This is a genomic window from Nocardia sp. JCM 38205, from assembly GCF_058222935.1.
Window position 1 is genome coordinate 62,095 of the sequence record NZ_JBYHFL010000007.1, and the last position, 19,770, is coordinate 81,864.

General features: G+C 69.3%; 21 protein-coding genes. 12 read left to right on the top strand and 9 right to left on the bottom strand.

The genetic code is table 11. The annotated features are described in order from the left end of the window. Window positions 1–11: 11 nt before the first annotated feature. On the bottom strand, window positions 12–1,154 hold the full coding sequence (locus AC4HOU_RS24170; RefSeq protein ID WP_195021469.1) for a TDT family transporter: 1,143 nt from the start codon (window positions 1,152–1,154) through the stop codon (window positions 12–14). A 70-nt stretch (window positions 1,155–1,224) separates the two neighbouring features. On the opposite strand from AC4HOU_RS24170, the gene AC4HOU_RS24175 reads away from it, so the two are divergent. Beyond that, entirely contained in the window at window positions 1,225–2,145 is a 921-nt protein-coding gene (locus AC4HOU_RS24175) for a LysR family transcriptional regulator (protein ID WP_194990491.1), read from the top strand. Window positions 2,146–2,191: 46 nt separating this feature from the next. Here the strand turns inward: AC4HOU_RS24175 and AC4HOU_RS24180 are convergent, their stop codons facing one another. Further along, window positions 2,192–2,863 (bottom strand): phosphate signaling complex PhoU family protein, encoded by a 672-nt coding sequence (locus AC4HOU_RS24180; RefSeq protein WP_163815931.1) that lies wholly within the window; start codon window positions 2,861–2,863, stop codon window positions 2,192–2,194. A 158-nt stretch (window positions 2,864–3,021) separates the two neighbouring features. On the opposite strand from AC4HOU_RS24180, the gene AC4HOU_RS24185 reads away from it, so the two are divergent. The 9 genes from AC4HOU_RS24185 to AC4HOU_RS24225 all read left to right on the top strand — a co-directional run bounded on the left by AC4HOU_RS24185 (window position 3,022) and on the right by AC4HOU_RS24225 (window position 12,832). Continuing rightward, the gene (locus AC4HOU_RS24185) at window positions 3,022–4,263 is read left to right on the top strand and encodes an MFS transporter (RefSeq protein ID WP_195021468.1); all 1,242 of its coding nucleotides are present in this window, start codon (window positions 3,022–3,024) and stop codon (window positions 4,261–4,263) included. Window positions 4,264–4,873: 610 nt separating this feature from the next. Beyond that, entirely contained in the window at window positions 4,874–5,719 is an 846-nt protein-coding gene (locus AC4HOU_RS24190) for an MlaE family ABC transporter permease (RefSeq protein ID WP_163815927.1), read from the top strand. Further along, window positions 5,719–6,585, top strand: coding sequence for an MlaE family ABC transporter permease (locus AC4HOU_RS24195; RefSeq protein WP_195021467.1), 867 nt, complete (start codon window positions 5,719–5,721; stop codon window positions 6,583–6,585). Before AC4HOU_RS24190 ends, AC4HOU_RS24195 begins: the two co-directional genes overlap by 1 nt. A gap of 54 nt (window positions 6,586–6,639) precedes the next feature. Continuing rightward, a complete protein-coding gene (locus AC4HOU_RS24200; RefSeq protein WP_195021466.1) occupies window positions 6,640–7,632 on the top strand; it encodes an MlaD family protein in 993 nt (330 codons plus the stop codon). After that, entirely contained in the window at window positions 7,629–8,633 is a 1,005-nt protein-coding gene (locus tag AC4HOU_RS24205; RefSeq protein WP_163815921.1) for an MlaD family protein, read from the top strand. The genes AC4HOU_RS24200 and AC4HOU_RS24205 overlap by 4 nt, the downstream gene beginning before the upstream one ends. Then, window positions 8,621–9,700: an MlaD family protein gene (locus AC4HOU_RS24210; protein ID WP_490725333.1), complete on the top strand. Its 1,080-nt coding sequence runs from the start codon at window positions 8,621–8,623 to the stop codon at window positions 9,698–9,700. The genes AC4HOU_RS24205 and AC4HOU_RS24210 overlap by 13 nt, the downstream gene beginning before the upstream one ends. Further along, window positions 9,700–10,803: an MlaD family protein gene (locus AC4HOU_RS24215; protein WP_194989538.1), complete on the top strand. Its 1,104-nt coding sequence runs from the start codon at window positions 9,700–9,702 to the stop codon at window positions 10,801–10,803. The genes AC4HOU_RS24210 and AC4HOU_RS24215 overlap by 1 nt, the downstream gene beginning before the upstream one ends. Continuing rightward, window positions 10,800–11,879 (top strand): MlaD family protein, encoded by a 1,080-nt coding sequence (locus AC4HOU_RS24220; protein WP_490725334.1) that lies wholly within the window; start codon window positions 10,800–10,802, stop codon window positions 11,877–11,879. Before AC4HOU_RS24215 ends, AC4HOU_RS24220 begins: the two co-directional genes overlap by 4 nt. After that, window positions 11,876–12,832, top strand: a complete 957-nt coding sequence (locus AC4HOU_RS24225; RefSeq protein ID WP_163815916.1) for an MlaD family protein — start codon at window positions 11,876–11,878, stop codon at window positions 12,830–12,832. The genes AC4HOU_RS24220 and AC4HOU_RS24225 overlap by 4 nt, the downstream gene beginning before the upstream one ends. Window positions 12,833–12,874: 42 nt before the next feature. Here AC4HOU_RS24225 and AC4HOU_RS24230 read toward each other — a convergent pair whose 3' ends face one another. Next, window positions 12,875–13,255, bottom strand: a complete 381-nt coding sequence (locus AC4HOU_RS24230; RefSeq protein ID WP_163815914.1) for a DUF5313 family protein — start codon at window positions 13,253–13,255, stop codon at window positions 12,875–12,877. Beyond that, window positions 13,252–13,776: a MarR family winged helix-turn-helix transcriptional regulator gene (locus tag AC4HOU_RS24235; protein ID WP_163815912.1), complete on the bottom strand. Its 525-nt coding sequence runs from the start codon at window positions 13,774–13,776 to the stop codon at window positions 13,252–13,254. Before AC4HOU_RS24235 ends, AC4HOU_RS24230 begins: the two co-directional genes overlap by 4 nt. Before the next feature lie 81 nt (window positions 13,777–13,857). Here AC4HOU_RS24235 and AC4HOU_RS24240 point away from each other — a divergent pair, with 81 nt between their 5' ends. Further along, a complete protein-coding gene (locus AC4HOU_RS24240) occupies window positions 13,858–14,487 on the top strand; it encodes a TetR/AcrR family transcriptional regulator (protein ID WP_163815910.1) in 630 nt (209 codons plus the stop codon). Window positions 14,488–14,591: 104 nt separating this feature from the next. Beyond that, a complete protein-coding gene (locus AC4HOU_RS24245) occupies window positions 14,592–15,692 on the top strand; it encodes a DUF6670 family protein (protein WP_228816067.1) in 1,101 nt (366 codons plus the stop codon). Between the two features lie 13 nt (window positions 15,693–15,705). On the opposite strand, the gene AC4HOU_RS24250 is transcribed toward AC4HOU_RS24245, so the two are convergent. Genes AC4HOU_RS24250 through AC4HOU_RS24270 form a run of 5 tightly spaced genes read right to left on the bottom strand, consistent with a single transcriptional unit; the run spans window position 15,706 to window position 19,753 of the window. Beyond that, a complete protein-coding gene (locus tag AC4HOU_RS24250; protein WP_195021464.1) occupies window positions 15,706–16,104 on the bottom strand; it encodes a phage holin family protein in 399 nt (132 codons plus the stop codon). Next, window positions 16,101–16,700 (bottom strand): SRPBCC family protein, encoded by a 600-nt coding sequence (locus AC4HOU_RS24255; protein ID WP_195021463.1) that lies wholly within the window; start codon window positions 16,698–16,700, stop codon window positions 16,101–16,103. Before AC4HOU_RS24255 ends, AC4HOU_RS24250 begins: the two co-directional genes overlap by 4 nt. Window positions 16,701–16,726: 26 nt before the next feature. Beyond that, window positions 16,727–17,407 carry an Rv1363c family protein gene (locus AC4HOU_RS24260; RefSeq protein ID WP_195021462.1) on the bottom strand — a complete coding sequence of 227 codons (681 nt, stop codon included), beginning with the start codon at window positions 17,405–17,407 and terminating at the stop codon, window positions 16,727–16,729. A gap of 25 nt (window positions 17,408–17,432) precedes the next feature. Continuing rightward, window positions 17,433–18,695, bottom strand: a complete 1,263-nt coding sequence (locus AC4HOU_RS24265; RefSeq protein ID WP_195021461.1) for an MlaD family protein — start codon at window positions 18,693–18,695, stop codon at window positions 17,433–17,435. Then, complete coding sequence (locus AC4HOU_RS24270) at window positions 18,692–19,753, bottom strand: MCE family protein (RefSeq protein ID WP_324197452.1); 1,062 nt, start codon at window positions 19,751–19,753, stop codon at window positions 18,692–18,694. Before AC4HOU_RS24270 ends, AC4HOU_RS24265 begins: the two co-directional genes overlap by 4 nt. Window positions 19,754–19,770 lie beyond the last annotated feature (17 nt).

Sequence of the window (19,770 nt, forward strand, 5' to 3'; positions counted from 1 at the left end):
GGTGGGCACGATCACACCGGGGCCGGAGCGGCCGGACGCAGCAGCGAACCGTCGCGCACGCCGAGCGCGGTGCGCGATGCGACCGTGCACCAGGCGACGGCAAGCAATGCGTACAACGCGACCGCCGCGACGGCGAACAGTTCGGCGCCGGTGTGCGCGAACAACGCGGTGCTCCCGGTGACGCAGGTGCCGAGCGGGAAGGTGAAACCCCACCAGGTGAGCGAGAAGCCGAGCCCGCCCGCCCGGAAGGTGCGCACGGTGACCGCGAGCGCCAACGTCAACCACAGCATGGCGAAACCCCAGGTGGCGATCCCGAACACGGTGGCGGCCAAGGCCACACCGGCGGCCTGCGCGGGCGTGGCGACGGCCGGGGCGGCATCGGCCATCGCGCCGGCGGCGGTCACCGATTGGCCGAGCGGGCCGAGCACGATCCACAGCGTCGGCACCAGCGCGGCCGCGGGCGCGCCGAAATGCATCAGCTTCGACCAGATCATGGTGGTGGTGATCAGTGCGGCGATCAGGCTCAGTCCGAACATCGCGCCGCAGCAGGCCAGCAACGTCACCCTGGCCTGGCCGGGCGGAGTGTGCGGCAGTAGCAGGACGCCGGTGGCTGCGGACACCATCGGCGGCACCACGGGCATGAGCCAGCCGCCGAACGCCGCATCGGGTGCACCGGCCGGGGTGCGGGTGATCATCCGATAGGGCACGGCGACGGCGGTGGCCAGGCCGAGCGCGGTGCCCAGCGGCCACAGCACCCAATCCATGGCTACCGCCGCCGATTCGCCGATGACGTCCTTGCCGAGCAGCATCGCGCCGGCGCCGACCGTCAGCAGGGCCATCGGCGGCGCGCCGGAGAAGTGGGCGAGCACCGGATGATCGCGTTCGGCTCGCACGTGACCGCGATGGCGGATCATCCGCACCGCCCAGACGAGGCCGAGTGCGGCGAGCAACAGCGTGGCCAGCACCCAGACGCCGGTGGCGGCGGCGCGCTGCCCGGGGAGCTGCAGCGGCAGGGTGGCGGCGGCATTGGCGAGGATGCCGGTGCCCATGACGATCGCGAACCAGTTCAGCCCGACCTGCGCCAGCGCGCCGGTGCGCGCGGACACGGTGCGGCGGGTGACGGTGACGGGCTGGTGGGTCGCGGTGAGGGTCATGGATCCAGGCTCGCGGGCCTGCCGCGTGGCTGGTAGGCGTCATCGGTCTATGGGTACATAGAATGGTTCTATGCCTTTGTCGCCGCGGGTGCCCGATCTCGCCGCGCTCGACCTGCTGCTTTCAGTGGTCGAGCTCGGCAGCCTCGGGCGCGCCGCGCAGGCACACGGCATCAGCCAGCCCTCGGCGTCCTCGCGGATCCGCACCCTGGAGAAACTGGTCGGCGTGCCGGTGCTGGAACGCACCACGCTCGGCTCGCGACCCACTCGCGCCGGCGCGCTCATCGTGGAATGGGCCCGCGCCGTCATCGACGCCGCCGGACAGCTGGAGGCCGGGATCGACACGCTGCGCTCCGAACGCGATTCCCGCCTGCGCGTCGCCGCCAGCCAGACCGTCGCGGAATACCTGTTCCCCGGCTGGCTCACCGCCCTGCGGGCCGCGGCCGCCGATCTGACCATCGCGTTGGAATCCGGCAACTCGGTGGAAGTCGCGCAGGCGGTGCTCGACGGGCGCGCAGCCATCGGATTCATCGAGAGCAGGCAGAGTTTCGCGGGGCTGGAGAGCCGGGTGGTGGGTAAGGACCGCCTGGTCGTGGTGGTGGCGCCGGGGCATCGCTGGGCACGCAGGGGTTCGGTGAGCGTCGACGAGCTGACCGAAACACCCTTGCTGCAACGCGAAACCGGATCCGGGACGCGGAACTGGTTCGAGCACGCGCTGGCTCGCACCCGTCCAGGGGTGCGGCCCGCTGTGGCGCTGGAACTGTCCTCGACCACGGCGATCAAGACGGCCGTCGCCGCGGGCGTCGGCCCGGCCGTGCTCAGCTCACTCGCGGTGGCTGCCGAAGTCGCGGCGGGCACGCTGGTCGCGCCGACGGTGACCGGGCTCGACCTCGACCGAGTGCTGCGGGCGGTCTGGCCTGCGGGGACGCGACCGACAGGGCCTGCGCGCGACCTCTACGCGATCGCCCGCAGGGCAGGGTCGTCCGCTCGATAGGGCGTTCGGCGGTGTGTGCGGGTAACCAGCTTCGGGCCGCCCACGTTCAGTCCCTTTCTTCCTCGATGGGCTGTGCGGTGGGCGGGATGCCGGTGTCCAGGAAGCGGATGAGCCGTTCGATGCGGGCGGTGTGATCGACGCAGCGCTCCAAATGGTGGCCGAGCAGGGCCAGTTCGATTGCGGTATCGGTGCTTCCGGTCCAGGCGGGGGCGCTGAGTGCCGCGTGGAGTCGGTGGTTGAGCTCTTCCATGGTCTCGGCAGGCGGATCGGGAGCCTCTTCGGGCGGCTGTTGACCCGCGGCGACCGAGCGCAGCGCGTGCGCGGTCGCGCGGGCCGCGCGCCTGCCCATCTCGGCGAGCAAGGCCACGATCGGCTCCGGCGCCACCGGATCGGGGCTGCTCTTGTAGACCTGATCGGCCACCCGGCTGGTGAGCCAGCCGATGCGGGACAGCTCACCGGCGATCTGGATGGCGGTCACCACATGCCGTAGATCGCGGGCGACCGGCGCCTGTAGCGCCAGCAGCACCACCGTGCGCTCCTCGCAGGCCGCGTACATGGCCTGTAGGCGCTCGTCGAGCGCGAAAACCTCGTAGGCCGCCGTGAGATCGGCCTCGACGAGCGCATCGGTGACGCGCTCGGCGGCGTCTTGGGTGAGCCGGCACATCTGCGTCAACTCATCGGTCAACGCGACGAGCTCATTGGTGAACTGGGTCCGCACGCGCCAAATTGTCGCCTATGTCCACCCCGCCGGTCGATTGATCGCGTGATCTTCGTTGCCGCGACCCCGCTGGACGCACCGCCGCACCCGTCCGCGATGCGCCCATTCGACCCGGTCAACCAGTATTCCCACCAGTGCAGGCACCATAAACTGCGGTAATGGCGGGCCCAAACCCCTGGCAGGCCAAGGCTGCCCGAGACACCGGAGAATCCGCGAGCAGACACAGCTCCGATCAGCAGAACAGCCCGGAATCCGGCGGGCTCTTCGGAGCGGGTTCCGCCGGTGGTGTCGCGGTCTCGGGTGAGTTCGTCGGCGGGGGAGCGGTCGAATCGGGCGCGGCGCGCTCGGGTGCGGCAGGCGCGCCGAAGTATGCCGGAGCGGGTGCCGGTGAGGGCGCGGCCGCCAGATCAGCTGATGCGGGCCAAGGGGATGAACCCGAGCACACACGCGCTGAGTCGGTGGCGGTGAATTCGCCGGAAGGCGTAGCGGGCAGTGGTGGCGCGGCCGTCGCCGGGGGCGCCGCGACGGAAGGCGCCGGCGAATCGCGCAGGCGGCGGGCCGACGCGGTCCGGGCCAGGGCAGCGGCGGTGCGCGGCGCGAGCACTCCGTTGCGCGGGCATTGGGGTTATCTGGTGGCCGCAGTGGGGGCGTTCATCACGCTCGTGCTGATGACGCGACCGTGGCTGGTGGCGACGGGCGCCAATGGTTCGGTGGAGTCCACGGCCTTCGGGCGCATCGATGTGTCCACCAAATACCTGACGGTGTGGTCGAAGTCGGCGCCGAAAACCCCGCAGATCAGCGGACTGTGGGCGTTCGCGACGGCAGCCGTGATCGTGCTGACGATCTGTCTGGTCGTGCTCTATTTCCGGATGCGCTCGGAGTATTTCGCCCGGCTGGTGGCCCTGTCGTCGGTGGGCGTCGCGGTGCTGGTGCTGTTCACCATGCTGTACCTCGACAGCAAGGGCGCCGAACTCAAGGCCCTCACCGCGCGCAAATACGACCTCGGCGGTCAGGTCGGCCAGTTCCTGAGCTGGGTCAAGGGAAACGGCAAGTTCATCCTGCCGGGCGCGAGCCAGGGACAGTACGTCGCGACGTCCCGGTTCACCCCCTCGGCCGTGGCCGCCGCCGCCGTCGCGGTGGTCTCCGCCTTGGCGGCGGTGACCCAGTGGATGGTGGGACGCGGTATCGAACCGGGCAGCCTGATGGCGAAAGTGTCCGCCCTGCGGGAGAAATGGGACGCCGCCGGGCGTGCAGCCGCCGCGTCGTCCGTGGCCGCCGAGCCCGCGACGGCGCGTGCGGTTTCCGTGGACAAACCCGCGGCCGCCGATCCCGCCGGAGCGTCAGCGGATTCGGCCGGCCCATCGTCCACCGGTGAGCGCGCCGCCGACGCCGGCCGTTAGACCCCGGCCGGGCGCTCCTCCGGACCCGCCACGGACCGGGGCGACGGGCGCGAGCATCGCGCCGACGAGCGGATCGTGGCGGCCGGCGGCTCCTCGTCGTTCTCGGGTCTGAACACCCCTGAGATGGCCCACGAATCAGTGGTTCGCGGGCCGTTTGCCGGATTCGCGGCAACGTCGTCGATGACCGGCACATGCCCCACCGATGTCACCGCACCGGCGATATCGGTCGGTGCGCGGGGAGACTCGCGGTAATCGGTCAGGCGTGCTTGTTGTGGGAGCCGACGATGCGGTCCAACCGTGCGAGCACATCGTCCTGACGTGGGCAAACAGTCTGCGAGCGTCCGGTGCTCGATGCGCGTGGGTGCATGTCGAGCCGACCGGTCCACACTCGATGGTGACCTATAACACCGAGCCTCTCGCGTGATGTCGTATTCGGTTTCTTTGTGTTCAGGGTCACGCACCTGTCAATTTGTATGTCACCTCTCGTAACGATTAGCTTCCTGAGGGTTGGCATCGACGCCGAAAGCAGAGAGTGCGCCATGAACCCCGAAACACGCCGCCGCCCGCGCGGGTGCTCGAGCATCGCGAGCGCGGCGCGAGGACTTCGCCGATGACGCTGGATACCCGGAAGCCGCCGAGCGATTCCGCCGTCGCGATCGTGCGCAAGAATTTCTCCGGCACGGTGGTGTCGTCGCTGCGGACCTTCGGCCGCGCGGTCGGGATGGCGCAGGAGTCGGTGACGGGCGCGGTCGGTGATATCGCGCGTGGCAAGTTCCAGTGGCAGGAAACGCTGGTGCAGGCGTGGCGGTTGATCACCGTCACCGCGATCCCGGCGATCCTGATGGCGATCCCGTTCGGTGTGATCGTGTCGGTGCAGGTCGGCAACCTGATCCACACCCTCGGCGCGGACACCTTGCTCGGCGCCACCGGCGGGCTCGGTGTGATCAAACAGGGCGCCCCGATGGCGACCGGGTTCCTGCTCGGTGGTGCGGGTGCCGCGGCGATCGCGGCCGATCTGGGTGCGCGCACCATCCGGGAAGAGATCGACGCGCTCAACACCATGGGCATCAGCCCGATTCACCGGCTGGTCATTCCGCGCATGGTCGCGATGCTGATCGTCGCGCCGCTGCTGAACGTGCTGATCATCTTCGTCGGCGTGCTCGCCGGATACCTGGTCGCCGTCGGCGGCCAAGGCGTCACGCCCGGTTCGTACTGGGCGACGTTCGGCTCGTTCACCACCGTCGCCGACGTGTGGGTCTCCTTGTTGAAGGCGTTGATCTTCGGCTTCCTCGTGGTCGTCATCGCCTGCCAGCGCGGGCTGGAAGCCAAGGGCGGCCCGCGCGGTGTGGCCGACGCGGTGAATGCCGCCGTGGTGCTGTCGGTGGTGTCGATCGTGATCGTGAACCTGGCGATGTCGCAGATCAGCGCCATGTTCATGCCGACGAGGCTGGTCTGATGTCGACCTCGTCCTATGTCCCGAAGGGGCTCGGCTGGGCCGCGCGCTACTTCCGTCGCGGCAGCCGGGTGCTGCGCGGTGTCGAATCGCTGGGTTTCGTCGCGGTATTCGTCTGGCAGGTGCTGTCATCGGTGCCGTTGACGATGCGTCGCTACCGCCAGGAGACGATGCGCGCGATCACCGATATGACCTGGGGCCGCGGCTCGGTCATCGTCGGCGGCGGCACGGTGCCGATGATGATCGTGCTCGGCCTGGTGATGGGCGCCTCGGTGGGCGTGGAATCGTTCGCGATCCTGGACATGCTCGGCATGGGGCCGGTCACCGGCATCGTGTCGGCCTTCGCCTCCACCCGTGAACTGGCGCCCATCGCGGCGGCCATCGGGTTCGCCGCCCAAGCCGGGTGCCGGATGACCGCCGAAATCGGATCCATGCGCATCTCGGAGGAGATCGACGCCATCGAGGCGCTGGGCCTGCGGTCGGTGCCGTTCGTGGTCACCACCCGCGTCATCGCGGGCGCCATCGCGATCGTGCCGACCTTCCTGATCGCGCTGATCCTGAGCTACCTGGCCTGCCGCGGCCTGCTGACGCTGGTGCACAGCCAGTCCGCGGGCGTCTACGACCACTACTTCTTCCAGTTCGTGTCCGGGTTCGACGTGATCGCCGCGGTGATCAAGGTCGCGATCTTCGGCACGGTGGTGATCCTGGTGCACTCCTACTACGGGTTCTTCGCCACCGGCGGCCCGGAAGGCGTCGGCATCGCCTCCGGTCGCGCGGTGCGCGCCAGCTTCGTGGCGATCATCGCGATCGACATGCTGCTGTCCATCGCCCTGTGGGGCTTCAACGCGCCGATCAGTTTCACGGGATAGGGACAGATGCCGAAATACGGAATGCCAGGAGTGGCAGCGGATCGGACGCGCGCGATGACCGTGGGGGCGGCCATCGTCGGCGTGGTCGTCGCGGTGCTGCTCGCCACCGTCTGCTATCGCACGCTGCGCTCCGAGGACGGGCTGCGCATCGCCCTGCAGACCGAGCAGATCGGTGACGGCATCATCGCGGGCACCCCGGTGCGCGTGGACGGGGTGCTGGTCGGCGAGGTCGCCGAGATCGCCCCCGAGGCGCGCGGCACCCAGCGCATCACCCTCGATCTCGACGAGTCCCGGCTGTCCGGGCTGGACGACAGCCTGAAGGTCGATTACGCGCCGTCGAATCTGTTCGGCGTGAGCGAACTCGAACTGCTGCCCGGCTCCGGCGGTTCCCCGCTGCGCGCGGACATGGTGATCGACCTGACCGGCGACCGCGCGGCCGACGTCTACGACGCCACCATGGGCAGCTTGCTGCGCGGTATGTCGCAGGTGGGCGCGACGGTGTTCACCCCGCAGATGGCGACCGTCATCGCGCAGGCCGCCGCCGACGTGGAGGCGTTCACGCCGCTCGCGCAGGCCCTGATCGCGGCCGCGCGCACCGTCGCCGACAACCAGTCCATGCCGTCCTCGGACCTGGTCGGCCGGCTCGGCGGCGCCTTCGACGGCGGCGGCAAGTTCGCCGGCGCCACCATCGAGGTGATCGATCAGTTCGTCGAGATCGATGTGCTCAACACCGATCGCGAGCGTCTCGACGCGGGCGTGGCCGCACTGACCGGGCAGATCCTGCCCGCGCTTGCCACCACCCTCACCGAAGCCGGCCAGCTCTCCGGCTACACCGACATGCTCGCGCCGATGCTCACGGTGCTGGCACGCACGGTGTCGACCCCGCAGCAGTCGGCGGCCGATCTGCGTGCCCTGCTGACCCGGCTCGGCGCCGCCATGAAGGACACCCCGGACGGTCCCGTCCTCGATCTCGAACTGGAACTGCGTGGCGTGCCGGGTATCGCGGTGCCGCTGCTCGGGCTGCCGGTGAAGGGAGGCGCCCGATGACGGTGCGTGGTGCGGCCTGGCGGCTGGCGGTGTTCGCCGCGGCCATGGTGGTGATCCTGCTGGTGGTGATCACCGCGATCAAGCGGCCGGTCGACGGTGACACCGAGGCGCACAGCGCGCTGTTCACCGATGCCAACGGCCTCAAGGTCGGCGATGACGTGCGCATGTACGGCGTGCAGGTCGGCAAGGTCGAGGGCATCGAGCTCGACGGCTATCAGGCCGAGGTGCGGCTGACGGTCGAGACCTCGACCCCGATCTACGACAACAGCGTCCTGGCCATCCGGTACCAGAACCTCACCGGTCAGCGCTATATCGATCTGCAGCAGCAGCCGAACCCCGGTGCCCGGCTGCCCGACGGCGCCCGCATCGGCACCGATATGACGCTGCCGTCGTTCGATGTGACCAGCCTGTTCAACGGTTTGAAGCCGGTGCTGGCCACCATGTCTCCGGAGGCGATCAACCAGTTCACCGAGAGCATGCTCGCGGTGATCGAGGGTGACGGCGCGGGGCTGGGCCCGGCGCTGGACGCCATCGGCAAGCTCAGCGAGCATGTCGGCAACCGGCAGGAAGTGATCGCCACCCTGGTCGGCAACATGTCCGATCTGGCCGACCGGGTCGGCGGGCGAGTGCATCATCTGGTGCCGCTGCTGGCACGGCTGTCCGACATCTTCGAGGCGCTGCGCACCAATGTCGGCGGCCTGGCCGAATTCGCCATGACCGCGCCCTCGGTGCTCGGCCCCATCGACCGGCTGCTGGACGCGCTCGGCCTGGCCACCGACGGCAGCACCGATGTGGACGCGATGATCCGCGGGCTGTTCCCGGACCCGCAGGAAGCGGTCGAGGTGTTCGGCAGGCTGCCCGGTCTGCTCGCCGCGGTGGACAACGCCCTGCCGCGCACAGTCGCGGGCTGGAAGCCCGAGTGCAGTAAAGGACAAGCCGAACTGCCCGAGCCGGTGCAGGTGCTCATCGGCGGACAGAAGGTCGCGATATGCAACGCGTGAAACTGCCCGGCTTCGACCGGATCCGCCGCATGGTCAACGGCGACACCCCGATCATGGACGAGCCCACCCGGCTGCGTAAGGAGCTGCGGCTGGGCATCATCGGCGCCGTCGCGCTGGTGATCGCCGCCGTCGCCGCGGGCGTGGTGTACGTGGTGCCGTTCGGCAAGACCACCTATACCGCCGAACTCAGCGAAGCGCAGTCGGTGAAGGCGGGCGATGATGTGCGGCTGGCCGGCATCTCGGTGGGCACGGTGGAATCGCTCGAGCTGAAACCGGATCGGGTGATCATGCGGTTCACTGTCGATTCCGACGTGTTCGTCGGCGATCAGAGCTCGCTCGACATCCGCATGCTCACCATCGTCGGCGGCCACTACGTCGCGCTGTTCCCGGCCGGTGATCAGCCGTTGGGGGACACGCCGATTCCGGCCGAGCGGGTTCGCCTGCCCTACAGCCTGATCGAAACCTTCCAGGACGCCACCGCGCCCCTGCAGGCCACCGACGGCGACACCCTGCGCCGCAACCTGGCCTCCATCCAGACCTCGATCGACGGCGCCCCCGACACGCTGCGCACCACGCTCGACACCCTCGGCCAGTACCTGGACGCCATCGAACGTCAGCGCACCCAGGTGTCCAACGCGATCGCGGTGGCCGACGAGTACGTCACCATGTACGACGGCGCGAAAACCGATCTCGGCCGGCTGATGGACAACGTCAACCTGATGGAGACCGTGCTGCTGGACAAGCGCGCCGAGCTGAAAGCGGCGGTCGGGCTGTTGTCCTCGGTGGTGCAGCGGCTGGCGACGCTGGCACCGGCCTGGGACGACACGCTGAAACCGAAGGCGCAGCAACTGGCGGACGCGCTGCCGCGGCTGCAGAAGTTCGGCACCCAGCTCGAACCGCTCATCACCGCCGTGCAGGGGCTCGGCGACCGGCTGGGTGGGTTGGTGATCCCGGACGGTCCGGTGACGATCGACCGCTCGGGGGAAACCGTCACCGCGCCACCGGGGCTGGATCCGGGTGCGGCGCTCGGGCCGATCTGTGTTCCGGTGCCGGGGAAGGTGTGCTGATGGTGAAGCGGATTCTCGGCTCACAGGCGTTCATGTCGATCGCGGGCGCGCTGGTCATCGCGTTGCTCGCCGTGGTCGGCTATGTCGTCGCGTTCGATCCGATCAAGGAAACCCGGTCCTACTGCGCGATTATGCCCGACAGCGTCGGCCTGTACGCGGGCAACAAGGTCTCGATGCGTGGCATCGACGTGGGCACCGTGACCGGCATCCGGCCCGAAGGCGCCGCCGTGCGTGTCGATTTCGAGGTCGACGCCGAGCACCCGGTCTACGCCGACGCCTCCGCGACCACCCTGTCCGACAGCGTGGTCGCCGACCGCGAACTCGCGGTGCTGGCCAGCGGCAAGACCGCCGACGAGTGGGATGCCGGGCAGTGCATCACCAAAACGCTGACGCCCAAGAGCCTCACCGAAACCATCACCGCGCTCGCGGCCTTGTCCGAGGAGATCGGCGGTACCCCGCAGACCCAGCCGGATGCGCTGGCCGGCGGCTTGCGCGCCTTGGATTCGGCCACCGCTGGTACCGGCGCGCAGATCAACAACCTGGTCATGAAGCTGGGTTCGACGCTGAAATCCCCGGATGCCGATATCGGCCACCTCGCGGGCATCTTCGACGCGTTCTCCTCGGTGTCGCAGAAGGTCAGCACACACTGGGGTGACCTGAAGACCATGCTCACCCGGCTGGCGCCGGTGCTCAACCAGGCCAGCAACGATCTGCTGGTGCCCGGTGCGGCCCTGTTCGACGGGCTGCGCGAGGTGCTGCCCATGCTCAACGACCTGACCACCATCCTGGCCGACCCGCTCATGGGCACCCTGGACGGGCTGGTGCCGCTGGTGAAGATGTTGCGCGCCAACGTCGGATCGCTGCGCGACATCGTCCTCATGGCGCCGGCGCTGACCTCGGCCTTCCGTTCGGTGACCGATCCGGCGACGGGCGCACCCGGCCTGGTCTACGCACCGCCGAAGGTGGCCATCGCCCAGCGCGACGCCGAGCAGGTCTGCGCCGCGATCAACGCGGTCGCGCCCGGCCGTTGCGCGGGCGCGGGCAACGGCATGGTCGACGTCCAACTCGTTCAGCTGGTGCTGGGATTGGCAGGTGCGCGATGACCGCGCTGCTCGGTAAGCGGATGCGTTCGGCCGCGATCGCCGTCGCGTTGTCCGCAGCGCTGTTCGCCGGTGGCTGTGCGTTCGATCCGGCCCAGGTGCCGGTGCCAGGTACCTCGGTGTCCGGCTCGACCTACCAGGTCAGCATCGAGTTCGCGAATGTGCTCAATCTGCCCGCGCGCGCCAAGGTCATCGCCAACGGCGCCCAGGTCGGGACCGTGGATTCGGTGCGGGTGGTGCCGGCGGACGAGGCTCCCGAGGGGCGCGGCGGCTACGTGGTGGTCGACATCGACGTCTCCGATGACGTGCGCCTGCCCGCCACCACCATCGCCGAACTGCGGCAGAACACCGTGCTCGGCGATATCCACATCGCACTGACCACCCCGCCCGACGGATTCGACTCGCTGCTGGCGCCCGGCGGCACCATTACCCTCGAGCAGACCAAACCGCCGGTGCAGCTCGAGGACACGATGGCCGCCATGGCGGTGTTCGTGCAGGGCGGTGCGGTCGGTCAGTTGCAGGACGTCATCAACCGGTTCAACTCGGTGCTGCCGCAGGATCCGAGGGAAACCCAGCGCATCACGCAGGTGATCGCGGGTGACGTCGTCGATCTGGCGGCCAATCTCGATCAGGTGGACCGGCTGCTCTACGGCCTGGAAACCAATTCCAGTGTGTTGCACCAGATCCAGCCCGAACTCGACAACATCCTGCGGCCGGAATCGGTGCGGCAGATGACCGACGCCACCGACTCCATCGGCGGCGTCACCGATATCTTCGGCGCACTCGCGCCGGTCGGTGCGTCGATGACCTGGCTGACGCCGCTGGTGCAGGCCGGCGACGCGGCCGCGCTGGCCTTCGCACCGCTGATCACCGGCGCACCGCTGAACACCGCCTCGCCATCGAATCTGGCGCTGCTCACCGCATTATTGCGGGACAAGATCATTCCGTTCGTGGAGCGGGGCGCCAAGGTGAACATCGCCGACGTCCAGGTGACGCCGGCGGGCGGCGCACCGATCTCCGCCGACGACCAGATCGACCGCATCATCGAGACCCTGCGCATGATCGGAGCCATCCGATGAAGATCGGCCCGCTGGCTTCCCTCGGCGGTATCGCCGCCATCACCGTGCTCGGCGCGAGCTACCTGACCTTCGGTGTGGTGCAGGTCGATCCGTTCGCCGACTACACCGAGGCGTCGATGGTGCTGAAGAATTCCGGTGGGCTCGGCGTCGGTTCGCCGATTCTGCTGACCGGTATCGAGGTCGGCCGGGTGACCTCGGTGGACCGCACCGCCGCCGGTGTGGAGGTGGGGCTGCGCGTCGACAGCGAGCACAAGGTGCCCACCGACAGCGTCGTCACCATCGAGCATCTGTCCGCGCTCGGTGAGCCGTATGTGCAGTTCCGGCCGAAAACCGGTGCGGGACCGTACCTCGAGGACGGGCAGCGATTGCAGTCGCAGGACGTGCGCACCCCGCTGTCGATTCCCGAGGCGGCCAGGATGGTCACCGACACGATGAACCAGCTCGACCCCGAGGTGGTCGGTTCACTGGCCGAAACCATGAGCGTGGCGCTGCACGGCACCGACGCGGTGATGCCCGAACTCACCCGCGCCGCCGACCTGCTGGCCTCGACCATCGTCTCCAGGGAACCGCAGATCGCGCAGCTGCTCAACGATTTCGAAGCCGTCTCCCAGGACATCGACTGGGCCGGTCCGGCCACCGCGGCCGCCGCTCCGGCCTTCACCCAGTTCGCCCAGCGACTCGACGAACTGGTCGAATCGGTGGGCAGGCTGATCCAGACCGGCGATGCCCCGCAGATGTACCTCGAGGGCAACGGCCTGGTGCCGTTCCTGCAGCGGCTCACCGAATGGGTGCACCAGGTGGGCCCGGAGCTGGCCTCGCTGCTGCCCGGGCTGCAACCGCTGGCCGACGCCGTCACCGCCACCGGCCCGCGCCTGGATCTCTCGGCGCTCATCGCGCAGGCGCTCGAGTCCACCGACGACGACGCCGTCAAGGTCCGCGTCACCGTCAAGTAGTTCGTCGAGCGTGTCAGCGGCGCTGTTCGCGAAACGCGGCGCTCAGTGCGGATGTTGTGCGGCGTACCTGGCGCGTTCGCGTGCGCGGCGGTCGGCGCGCTCGGGGTTCTCCAGGTCGGCGGGCAGGCCGTGTTTCGCCAGCCGGTGCGCGCGGTTCATCGGCATGAACGCCACCGTGTAGAACAGCGCCAACAGCAGCGCCAGCAGCACCATCGAACCGCGCAACCACAGCTCACCGGGGAAGAACAGGAACACCGCGAACAGCGGGACGAACGGCACCAGGCCGCGCAGCACGTGCCGGGGGAAGGCGTACTTGCCGGTGAGATCGTTGCGGACCCAGTCGCGCATGGAATCGGGCAGCTTGCGCCCGCAGGCGTAGCCGAGCCATTGGATCGGGTTCGGGCGGCGGCGTTCGCGGGTCATGAGCGGGCTCCTTCGGTGCGCGTGTGGTGGGTGTTCGCTTCGGTCGCCTCGGGCTCGGCGAGCACCCATCGGCGCGCGGCCTGGTTCACCCGGGTCAGCACGGTGTGCAATTCCTCCAGGTCGGCCAGGCTGACCCCGAGCCGCTGCACCACCGCCGGCGGGATGGCCTCGGCCTGCCGGCGGAGCGCGCGGCCCTGCTCGGTCAGATCGATCACCAGGTTGCGTTCGTCGCGCGGATCGCGTTCCCGCGTGATCAGCCCGGCGCTGTGCAACCGCTTGAGCAGCGGCGACAGAGTGGGGGAGTCGAGCTGGATGGCCTCGGCGATCTCCTTGACCGACATCGGCGCCGAACCCCACAGCGCCAGCATCACCAGATACTGCGGGTGGGTCAGGCCCATCGGTTCCAGCAGCGGCCGGTAGACCGCGAGCACCGCGCGGTTGGCCACCGCGAGCGCGAAGCACACCTGGCGGTCAAGGCGCAGCGGATCGTCGAGCTCGAGATCCGTCGGCTGTCCGTTCATGCCCACCACGTTAGCGCATTAATAGTTCGTGCGTTAAGTAATGTGACCGGCATCCTTGGCCGCCTGTGGTCTGATAGATGAATGGGCACGGCAGGTACGAAGGGTGTCCCGCGGGCGGAGCGGGAACGGCAGATCCTGGACGCCGCGACCGAGGAGTTCGGCGGGCACGGATACGCGGGTACCTCGCTGGCGGCTGTGGCAGCTCGGTCCGGCGTCTCCAAACCGATGGTGCTGGCGTACTTCTCCTCCAAGGACGGGCTGTACGCGGCCTGCGTACGCCGCGCGGGCGACAACCTGACCGCCCATATCGAGCGCGCGATGGCCGACGGCGCAGCGGGCTTGCGGCTGCCCGCGCTGGTGCTCACCGCCATCTTCGCCGCCCTGGAACCGCGGCCCAACGACTGGCACGTCATCTGGGATCGCGGTTTGCCCGAGGACGGAGACGCATTGGCAGAGGCGATGCGGGTGCGTCGGCGGCTGGTCGAACAGGCCTCGCGCGGCGTCGCGGTCGTCGGCGAAGCGGTGCCGCGGACGATCGACGCCGACGATCTGGCCGTGCTCACCGAGGTGTGGACGGGCATGGTCGGCTCGGTGGTGCGGTGGTGGCTGCGGCATCCGGAGCAGTCGGCGCCGGAGATGGCCGCGCGCTGCCTGCGCATCGTCGACCTGATCGCCGAGGCGGGCATGCACGATCGGCAGGCGACCCCTTGACCTGTGTTTGACCGATCGGTAAATTACCGTGAGGTCACGCAACGGCGCGTGCACCGGACGACCGCTGCGGTGGACGTCCACGCTGGTCGAGAGGACGTTCTCGTATGTCGGCAACCTGTATCACCGATCGGTCCCGGCCCGGACAGCGCAGCCTGCCGGTGCGGCTCGCGGCGAAGGCGTTGCTCGCCGGGCTGGCGCCACGGGTGGATCGACGGGTCATCGAATCCAGTCGCCCGTTCGGACGGCCGGAGATGCTTCGGCCGCACCAGGATTCGTCGCTGTGGGCGTGGACGCACTACGGGGTCTTCCTGCCCCGTCTGCCGGGGCGCCACCGTTACCTGAACACGATGACGCTCATCGGCGCCACCGGCTCGGTCTGCTTCGACAACGACTATCTGGCCGTCGCCGATGCCAGGCACACCAGCACCGTGTTCTCCTCGACCGCGCACGCCGCGCAGCGTCACTACCGGGCCTACGACACCCGCACCGAATGCGAGTTCGCGGCCGACGGTTCGGTCCTGCGCTGGGGTGAGGACCTCGAGATCACCGGTAGCTACCCGCATTTCACCCTCACTGGGCGCTATCCCGGTTTCCGGGTCGACGCCGAGATCACCGCGACACCGCAGGTGTCGTGGTTCATCCGCACCCCCGTCTACGATCATTTCAGCCTGCTGGCCACCTGCCGCGGCACTCTCACCGACGCCGAGGGCAGCACCGATTTCGACACCCTCGGCACCGTCGAATACGCCCGCTGCCTCTCGCCACAGGCCTTGACCGCGCGTCCGGTGCCCGAGGCGCTCAAAGTGCCGGTCGACTTCTTCACCTACCAGATCATCAACCTCGACCGGCGCACCCAACTGCTGCTCACCGACGTCCGCGCCGCGGGCGCCACGGCCTGCCGGATGGCGCATCTGCGTTCACTGGACGGCGACGCCCGCGCCTTCACCGACGTGCGCATGGAGGTGCTTGCCGACCGCAACGCCGTCGACGAACTCGGCCGCGTCATGCGCGTACCGCGCGAACTGCGCTGGTCGGTGCGCGACGGCAACCGCGAGGTCTTCGCGCTGACCGTCACGGTCGACGCCCCGCTGCGCTACGGCCACGGCCGCGGATACGCCGGCGCCATGACCTACGCGGGCAGCTGGCGGGGGCGGCCGGTCGACGGGAGCGGGTACATGGAGTGGGTCGACTGCGAGAGTCGGTGAGCGGCCGAGGGATTCAGCGGCGCTGAACTCGACCGCCGGGTGCGCCGGGTCCCCGGCGGCGGGCGCGGGCCAGGAGCCAGAGGCCGACGCCTGCCGCGGCTGCCGCGACGAGCAGCAGTGCGCAGCCCTCGATCAGGAGGGCAGCCCAGCGCGGCACCCACAGGTCGAGCACTTCGACACCGGCGGCGAGCAGCAGGTAGCCCGCACACCCCAGCGCGACGGCGGCGGCACCGAGCGCGACAGCGCCGAGGAGGGCGGTCTGGAGGCGGTCGAGCAGATCGGCGCGCACCGCGAGAGCCTTGCGGCGCAACCACCTCCACACCGTACGCAATGTTCGATAGCTGCTGGTGAGCAGGCTGTCCGTGGGCGCGTCGGTGGTGTCGGGTCCCGGTTCGGTGATGGTTTCGGTCATGCCGCCTGCTCCGAGACCCGCGTCGAGAGCCGACCGAGAGCGAATCGGGCGAATGGGCGGACGAACGGGGCGGCCCAGCTCGCCGGAAGGAACGCGAAGATGGCCGGGCGGCCGCCGACGGTCCAGGAGACCTCGGTGCCACCGTCCGCGGTGGGTTCCAGGCGGAAGTCCTGCTGGTAGGTGAGCACCACCAGCGGCACCGACGTGCGGACGCCGACCACTGTCAGGCGGCGGCCCGGCTCGGCCCTGACGACCTGTTCTGCCGCCGCGAACAGCAGCGCGTCCAGGGTTCGCACGGCGCCGACGCCGCGCTCACGGCCCTGATAGCGGACGCCGCCGATCAGCGGGAACCAGGAGAACGCACCCTCGCCGAGGGCGTCGTAGACCCGCTCCGTCGGGGCCTCGAACCGGCGGACCACGGTCATCTCGAAGGTGGGTCGCCGCGATCGCAAGGTGCGCAGCAGCGTCTCCGATTCCGGTTCGGTCTCGGCGGACAGCAGTTTCCGTGCCCTGGCACGGAGGACGATCAGGGCGATGAGCCCGGCGATCGCGCCGACGGCGACGAGCACCGCGGCGATGATGACGAGTTGTTTCATGGGCTGTATCCCTCGATAGGTGGTGGTCACTGCGGCAGCAGCGGCGAGCTGACCTCGTTCACCAGCCACGATCCGTCCACGTGCTGCATGGACAAGGTGACCGCGAGCTGCCCTTCGCGCGGTTGTCCCTGAGTGCCGACACTGCTGATCGACTGCCCGATGACGACGACCGCGCGGGCGGTGTGCTCATCGCCGGATTCGATGGCGCACTGCACCTCACCCGGCCTCGACACCACCTGGCCCTTCGTCAAGACCTCGCGCAGATCCTTGCTGGTGGCGTCGAATTCCTGCTTCCACGCGCCGGTCGCACCGTCGAGCACGGCGGCGAAATAGGTGTCCAGGTTCTGCGCGTTGTAGTCGGCCAGCACCGGCGCGTATTCGCACGCCGCCAGCCGAGCGGCCTCCTTGGCGTCCTCGCGGGACCTGACCTGCTCGGCACGCACGGCGAAGTATCCGGCGGCGCCCACCGCACCGATCACCAGGGCGACACCGGCGGCCATGGCAATCCGACTGCCGCGCAACCTGTCGCGAGCCCCCGTCCGCCGCGGGGTTGGTGCGGCGGCTGCGGTGTCCTCCGCCGTCGGTGCGTCGTCGGCGTCGGCCGCGGTCGCATCCGGCTGCGCGTCCGCGTGCCCGTCGGCCTGATCGGCCGGCTTCGCGGCCGTATCGCTGTTCGAGCGGTTCGGGTCGGGATCGGTGGTGCTCATGGACACTCCTGTGGTTCGTGGCGGTTCACTTCGCGGGCAACGGGACCGAGAGTTCGTCGCCGCTGACACCGGGCGGCGGGCCGGCACCGCTGTCGGGCACCTGCGGGCGTGGCGCGTTGGCGGAGCCGCGGATCTGGATTTCCGGGCGGGTGGTGACGCAGTAGTTGTACAGGCGGACCCGGCCGTCGGAGACCTGTGCGGGGGAGACCGGAATGGTGTCGTATTCGCAGGTCGGGCGCGGCCAGATATCGGTGAGGGTGTGGAAGGCATTGTCGTGGGCGGGGATTCCCATGGCGGCCGATCCGAGCCGGATCGCCGGGAACAGCGCTCGCATGGCCGGGGTGCGCAGGCGGGCGGCGCGGGTGATGGCGACGAAGTTGGTCACCAGATCGGTGATCGGATCGGTGGTCTCGCCGATCACGCCGCCGAGCGTGGCCAGCTGGCCGGGGCCGAGGTCGAGCAGGCGCCGCACCTCCTGATCGGCGGCGGTCATCTGATCGAACAGGACGCCGGAACCGCGCACCAGCGTGCCGAGATCGGGTTGGGCGTGTGTGGTGGTCTCGGCGATGACGCTCAGGTTCCGGATGAGCTGGGTGGTGTGCGGCAGCATCCCGGTGAGCCCGGCCATGGCCTGGCTGATACCCGCGATGACGCTGCGCAGCTGGTCGGGTCCGGCCGCCAGTGCCTTGTCCAGTTCGTCCACGATGACGGTGAGGCGCTGCGGATTCAACCCGGAGATCAGCGCGCTGGTGTTGGCCAGGAACGATTCGATCGTCACGGGCGTGGACACCCGGGCCGCGTCGATCACCGAACCGTCGGCCAGATAGGGGCCGTCGCCGGTGCTCGGCCGCAGATCCAAATACTGCTCACCGGCCGCCGACAGCCGCTGCACGGCGGCGGTGGTGTGCTGTGAGATCCGCGTACCGGACTCGATTTCCGCGATCGCCGTGACCCCGGAATCGGACAACTCAACCGACCGCACCCGGCCCACCCGGACCCCGCGCAGGGTGACGTCGTTGTCGGCCAGCAGCCCACCGGACACCGGCAGCATCACCGTCACCCGGTAGGTCTCCCGCAACGGGTTGAACCGCACGATGTCGACCGCGATATAGCCGGAACCGAGCAGCAACATCGCGATCAGGCCGATCGAGGCGACCACCGTCACCCGGTCCGAGAGCCAGCTCGCGACCCGCACGAGCACACTCGCCCCGCGATCGAGCCAGCGATCCGCCAACCGCAGCCCGGCATCGAGCAGCCGCAGCAGCGGATAGATCAGGTGCCGCTTCATCGGTGCCCGCCCTGCAATCGTTCCTGGACCCGGGCCAGCACCTGCGCGAGACTGCCGACGAAGGCGGCCGGATCGCTGCCGTCGGGCAGCCGGCTGCCGCTCGGATCGGTCAGCGCACCCAGACTCAGATACGAGATCCGCGCCCCCACCGCGAGACTGGTGCCCTCGGCGGTCGCTTGCAGCGACGGATACAGGGTGTGCAGGCCGTCGAGGGTGCCCGCCAGATTGTTGCCCATCCGGGTGAACCCGCCCATCAGCCGCTGCACGCTGTCGAACAAGCTGCGGAACTGTTCGCCGGTGGTCGTGGTGAAATCGCCGAGCGCGGCCATGGTCACCGACACCTTCGCGGTGAGGTCGACGATGGCCTGGTTGTTCTCCGCGATCACCCCGATCAGCGGCGGGAACTGCTCGGCGGCAGCGCCTAATTCGGCCTTGCGGGCGTTCAGCACGGTGGTGAGCCCGGTCAGTCCGTGCAGCACGCTATCGATCTGACCGGTGCGTTGGTTCAACGCGTCCAGGGTCGCGGTCAGCTCGGTGAGCAGATGCGCAAGCTGCGGGCCGCGACCACCGATCATCGAATTCATCTCGCTGGTGATCCGCGCGACCTGATTGAGCGCGCCGCCGTCGAGCAACATCGACATCGACATCATCAGCTGCTCGACCGATGCGCCGGCCGAGGTGTGCTCGCGGTCGATGGTGTCGCCGTCGGCGAGCAGCGGGGAGCCGGGGCGCTTCGCGGGCAGGGTGAGGCCGATGAAGATATCGCCGAGCGGCGTCGCCTGGCGCAGCTCGGCGCGGGTGCCTTCGGGTAGCTGGATATCGCTGCTGATCGATAGCCGCACCTCGGCGCGGAAATCCATGGTGTCGATCTCGGTGACCACGCCGACGTCGGTGCCGCCGATCTTGACCCGTGCGCGTTCGGGCAGGTTGAGCGCGTCGTCGAAGACCGCGTGCAGGGTGTAGGTCGGGCCGTCCACTCCTGGTTGCGGCAGCGGCAGGTTGTCGACGGTGACCGCGCAGCCGCCGACGGCGAGCACGGCGAGCGCGGCCCCGGTCATACGGGCGAGCCGGCCGT

Coding starts and splice junctions, on each gene's coding strand:
- AC4HOU_RS24270 (WP_324197452.1), bottom strand. CDS start 19,753: ATGACCGGGGCCGCGCTCGCCGTGCTCGCCGTCGGCGGCTGCGCGGTC.
- AC4HOU_RS24185 (WP_195021468.1), top strand. CDS start 3,022: ATGGCGGGCCCAAACCCCTGGCAGGCCAAGGCTGCCCGAGACACCGGA.
- AC4HOU_RS24260 (WP_195021462.1), bottom strand. CDS start 17,407: ATGAGCACCACCGATCCCGACCCGAACCGCTCGAACAGCGATACGGCC.
- AC4HOU_RS24240 (WP_163815910.1), top strand. CDS start 13,858: ATGGGCACGGCAGGTACGAAGGGTGTCCCGCGGGCGGAGCGGGAACGG.
- AC4HOU_RS24220 (WP_490725334.1), top strand. CDS start 10,800: ATGACCGCGCTGCTCGGTAAGCGGATGCGTTCGGCCGCGATCGCCGTC.
- AC4HOU_RS24250 (WP_195021464.1), bottom strand. CDS start 16,104: ATGACCGAAACCATCACCGAACCGGGACCCGACACCACCGACGCGCCC.
- AC4HOU_RS24245 (WP_228816067.1), top strand. CDS start 14,592: ATGTCGGCAACCTGTATCACCGATCGGTCCCGGCCCGGACAGCGCAGC.
- AC4HOU_RS24200 (WP_195021466.1), top strand. CDS start 6,640: ATGACCGTGGGGGCGGCCATCGTCGGCGTGGTCGTCGCGGTGCTGCTC.
- AC4HOU_RS24210 (WP_490725333.1), top strand. CDS start 8,621: ATGCAACGCGTGAAACTGCCCGGCTTCGACCGGATCCGCCGCATGGTC.
- AC4HOU_RS24205 (WP_163815921.1), top strand. CDS start 7,629: ATGACGGTGCGTGGTGCGGCCTGGCGGCTGGCGGTGTTCGCCGCGGCC.
- AC4HOU_RS24230 (WP_163815914.1), bottom strand. CDS start 13,255: ATGACCCGCGAACGCCGCCGCCCGAACCCGATCCAATGGCTCGGCTAC.
- AC4HOU_RS24215 (WP_194989538.1), top strand. CDS start 9,700: ATGGTGAAGCGGATTCTCGGCTCACAGGCGTTCATGTCGATCGCGGGC.
- AC4HOU_RS24170 (WP_195021469.1), bottom strand. CDS start 1,154: ATGACCCTCACCGCGACCCACCAGCCCGTCACCGTCACCCGCCGCACC.
- AC4HOU_RS24190 (WP_163815927.1), top strand. CDS start 4,874: ATGACGCTGGATACCCGGAAGCCGCCGAGCGATTCCGCCGTCGCGATC.
- AC4HOU_RS24255 (WP_195021463.1), bottom strand. CDS start 16,700: ATGAAACAACTCGTCATCATCGCCGCGGTGCTCGTCGCCGTCGGCGCG.
- AC4HOU_RS24195 (WP_195021467.1), top strand. CDS start 5,719: ATGTCGACCTCGTCCTATGTCCCGAAGGGGCTCGGCTGGGCCGCGCGC.
- AC4HOU_RS24225 (WP_163815916.1), top strand. CDS start 11,876: ATGAAGATCGGCCCGCTGGCTTCCCTCGGCGGTATCGCCGCCATCACC.
- AC4HOU_RS24175 (WP_194990491.1), top strand. CDS start 1,225: ATGCCTTTGTCGCCGCGGGTGCCCGATCTCGCCGCGCTCGACCTGCTG.
- AC4HOU_RS24265 (WP_195021461.1), bottom strand. CDS start 18,695: ATGAAGCGGCACCTGATCTATCCGCTGCTGCGGCTGCTCGATGCCGGG.
- AC4HOU_RS24235 (WP_163815912.1), bottom strand. CDS start 13,776: ATGAACGGACAGCCGACGGATCTCGAGCTCGACGATCCGCTGCGCCTT.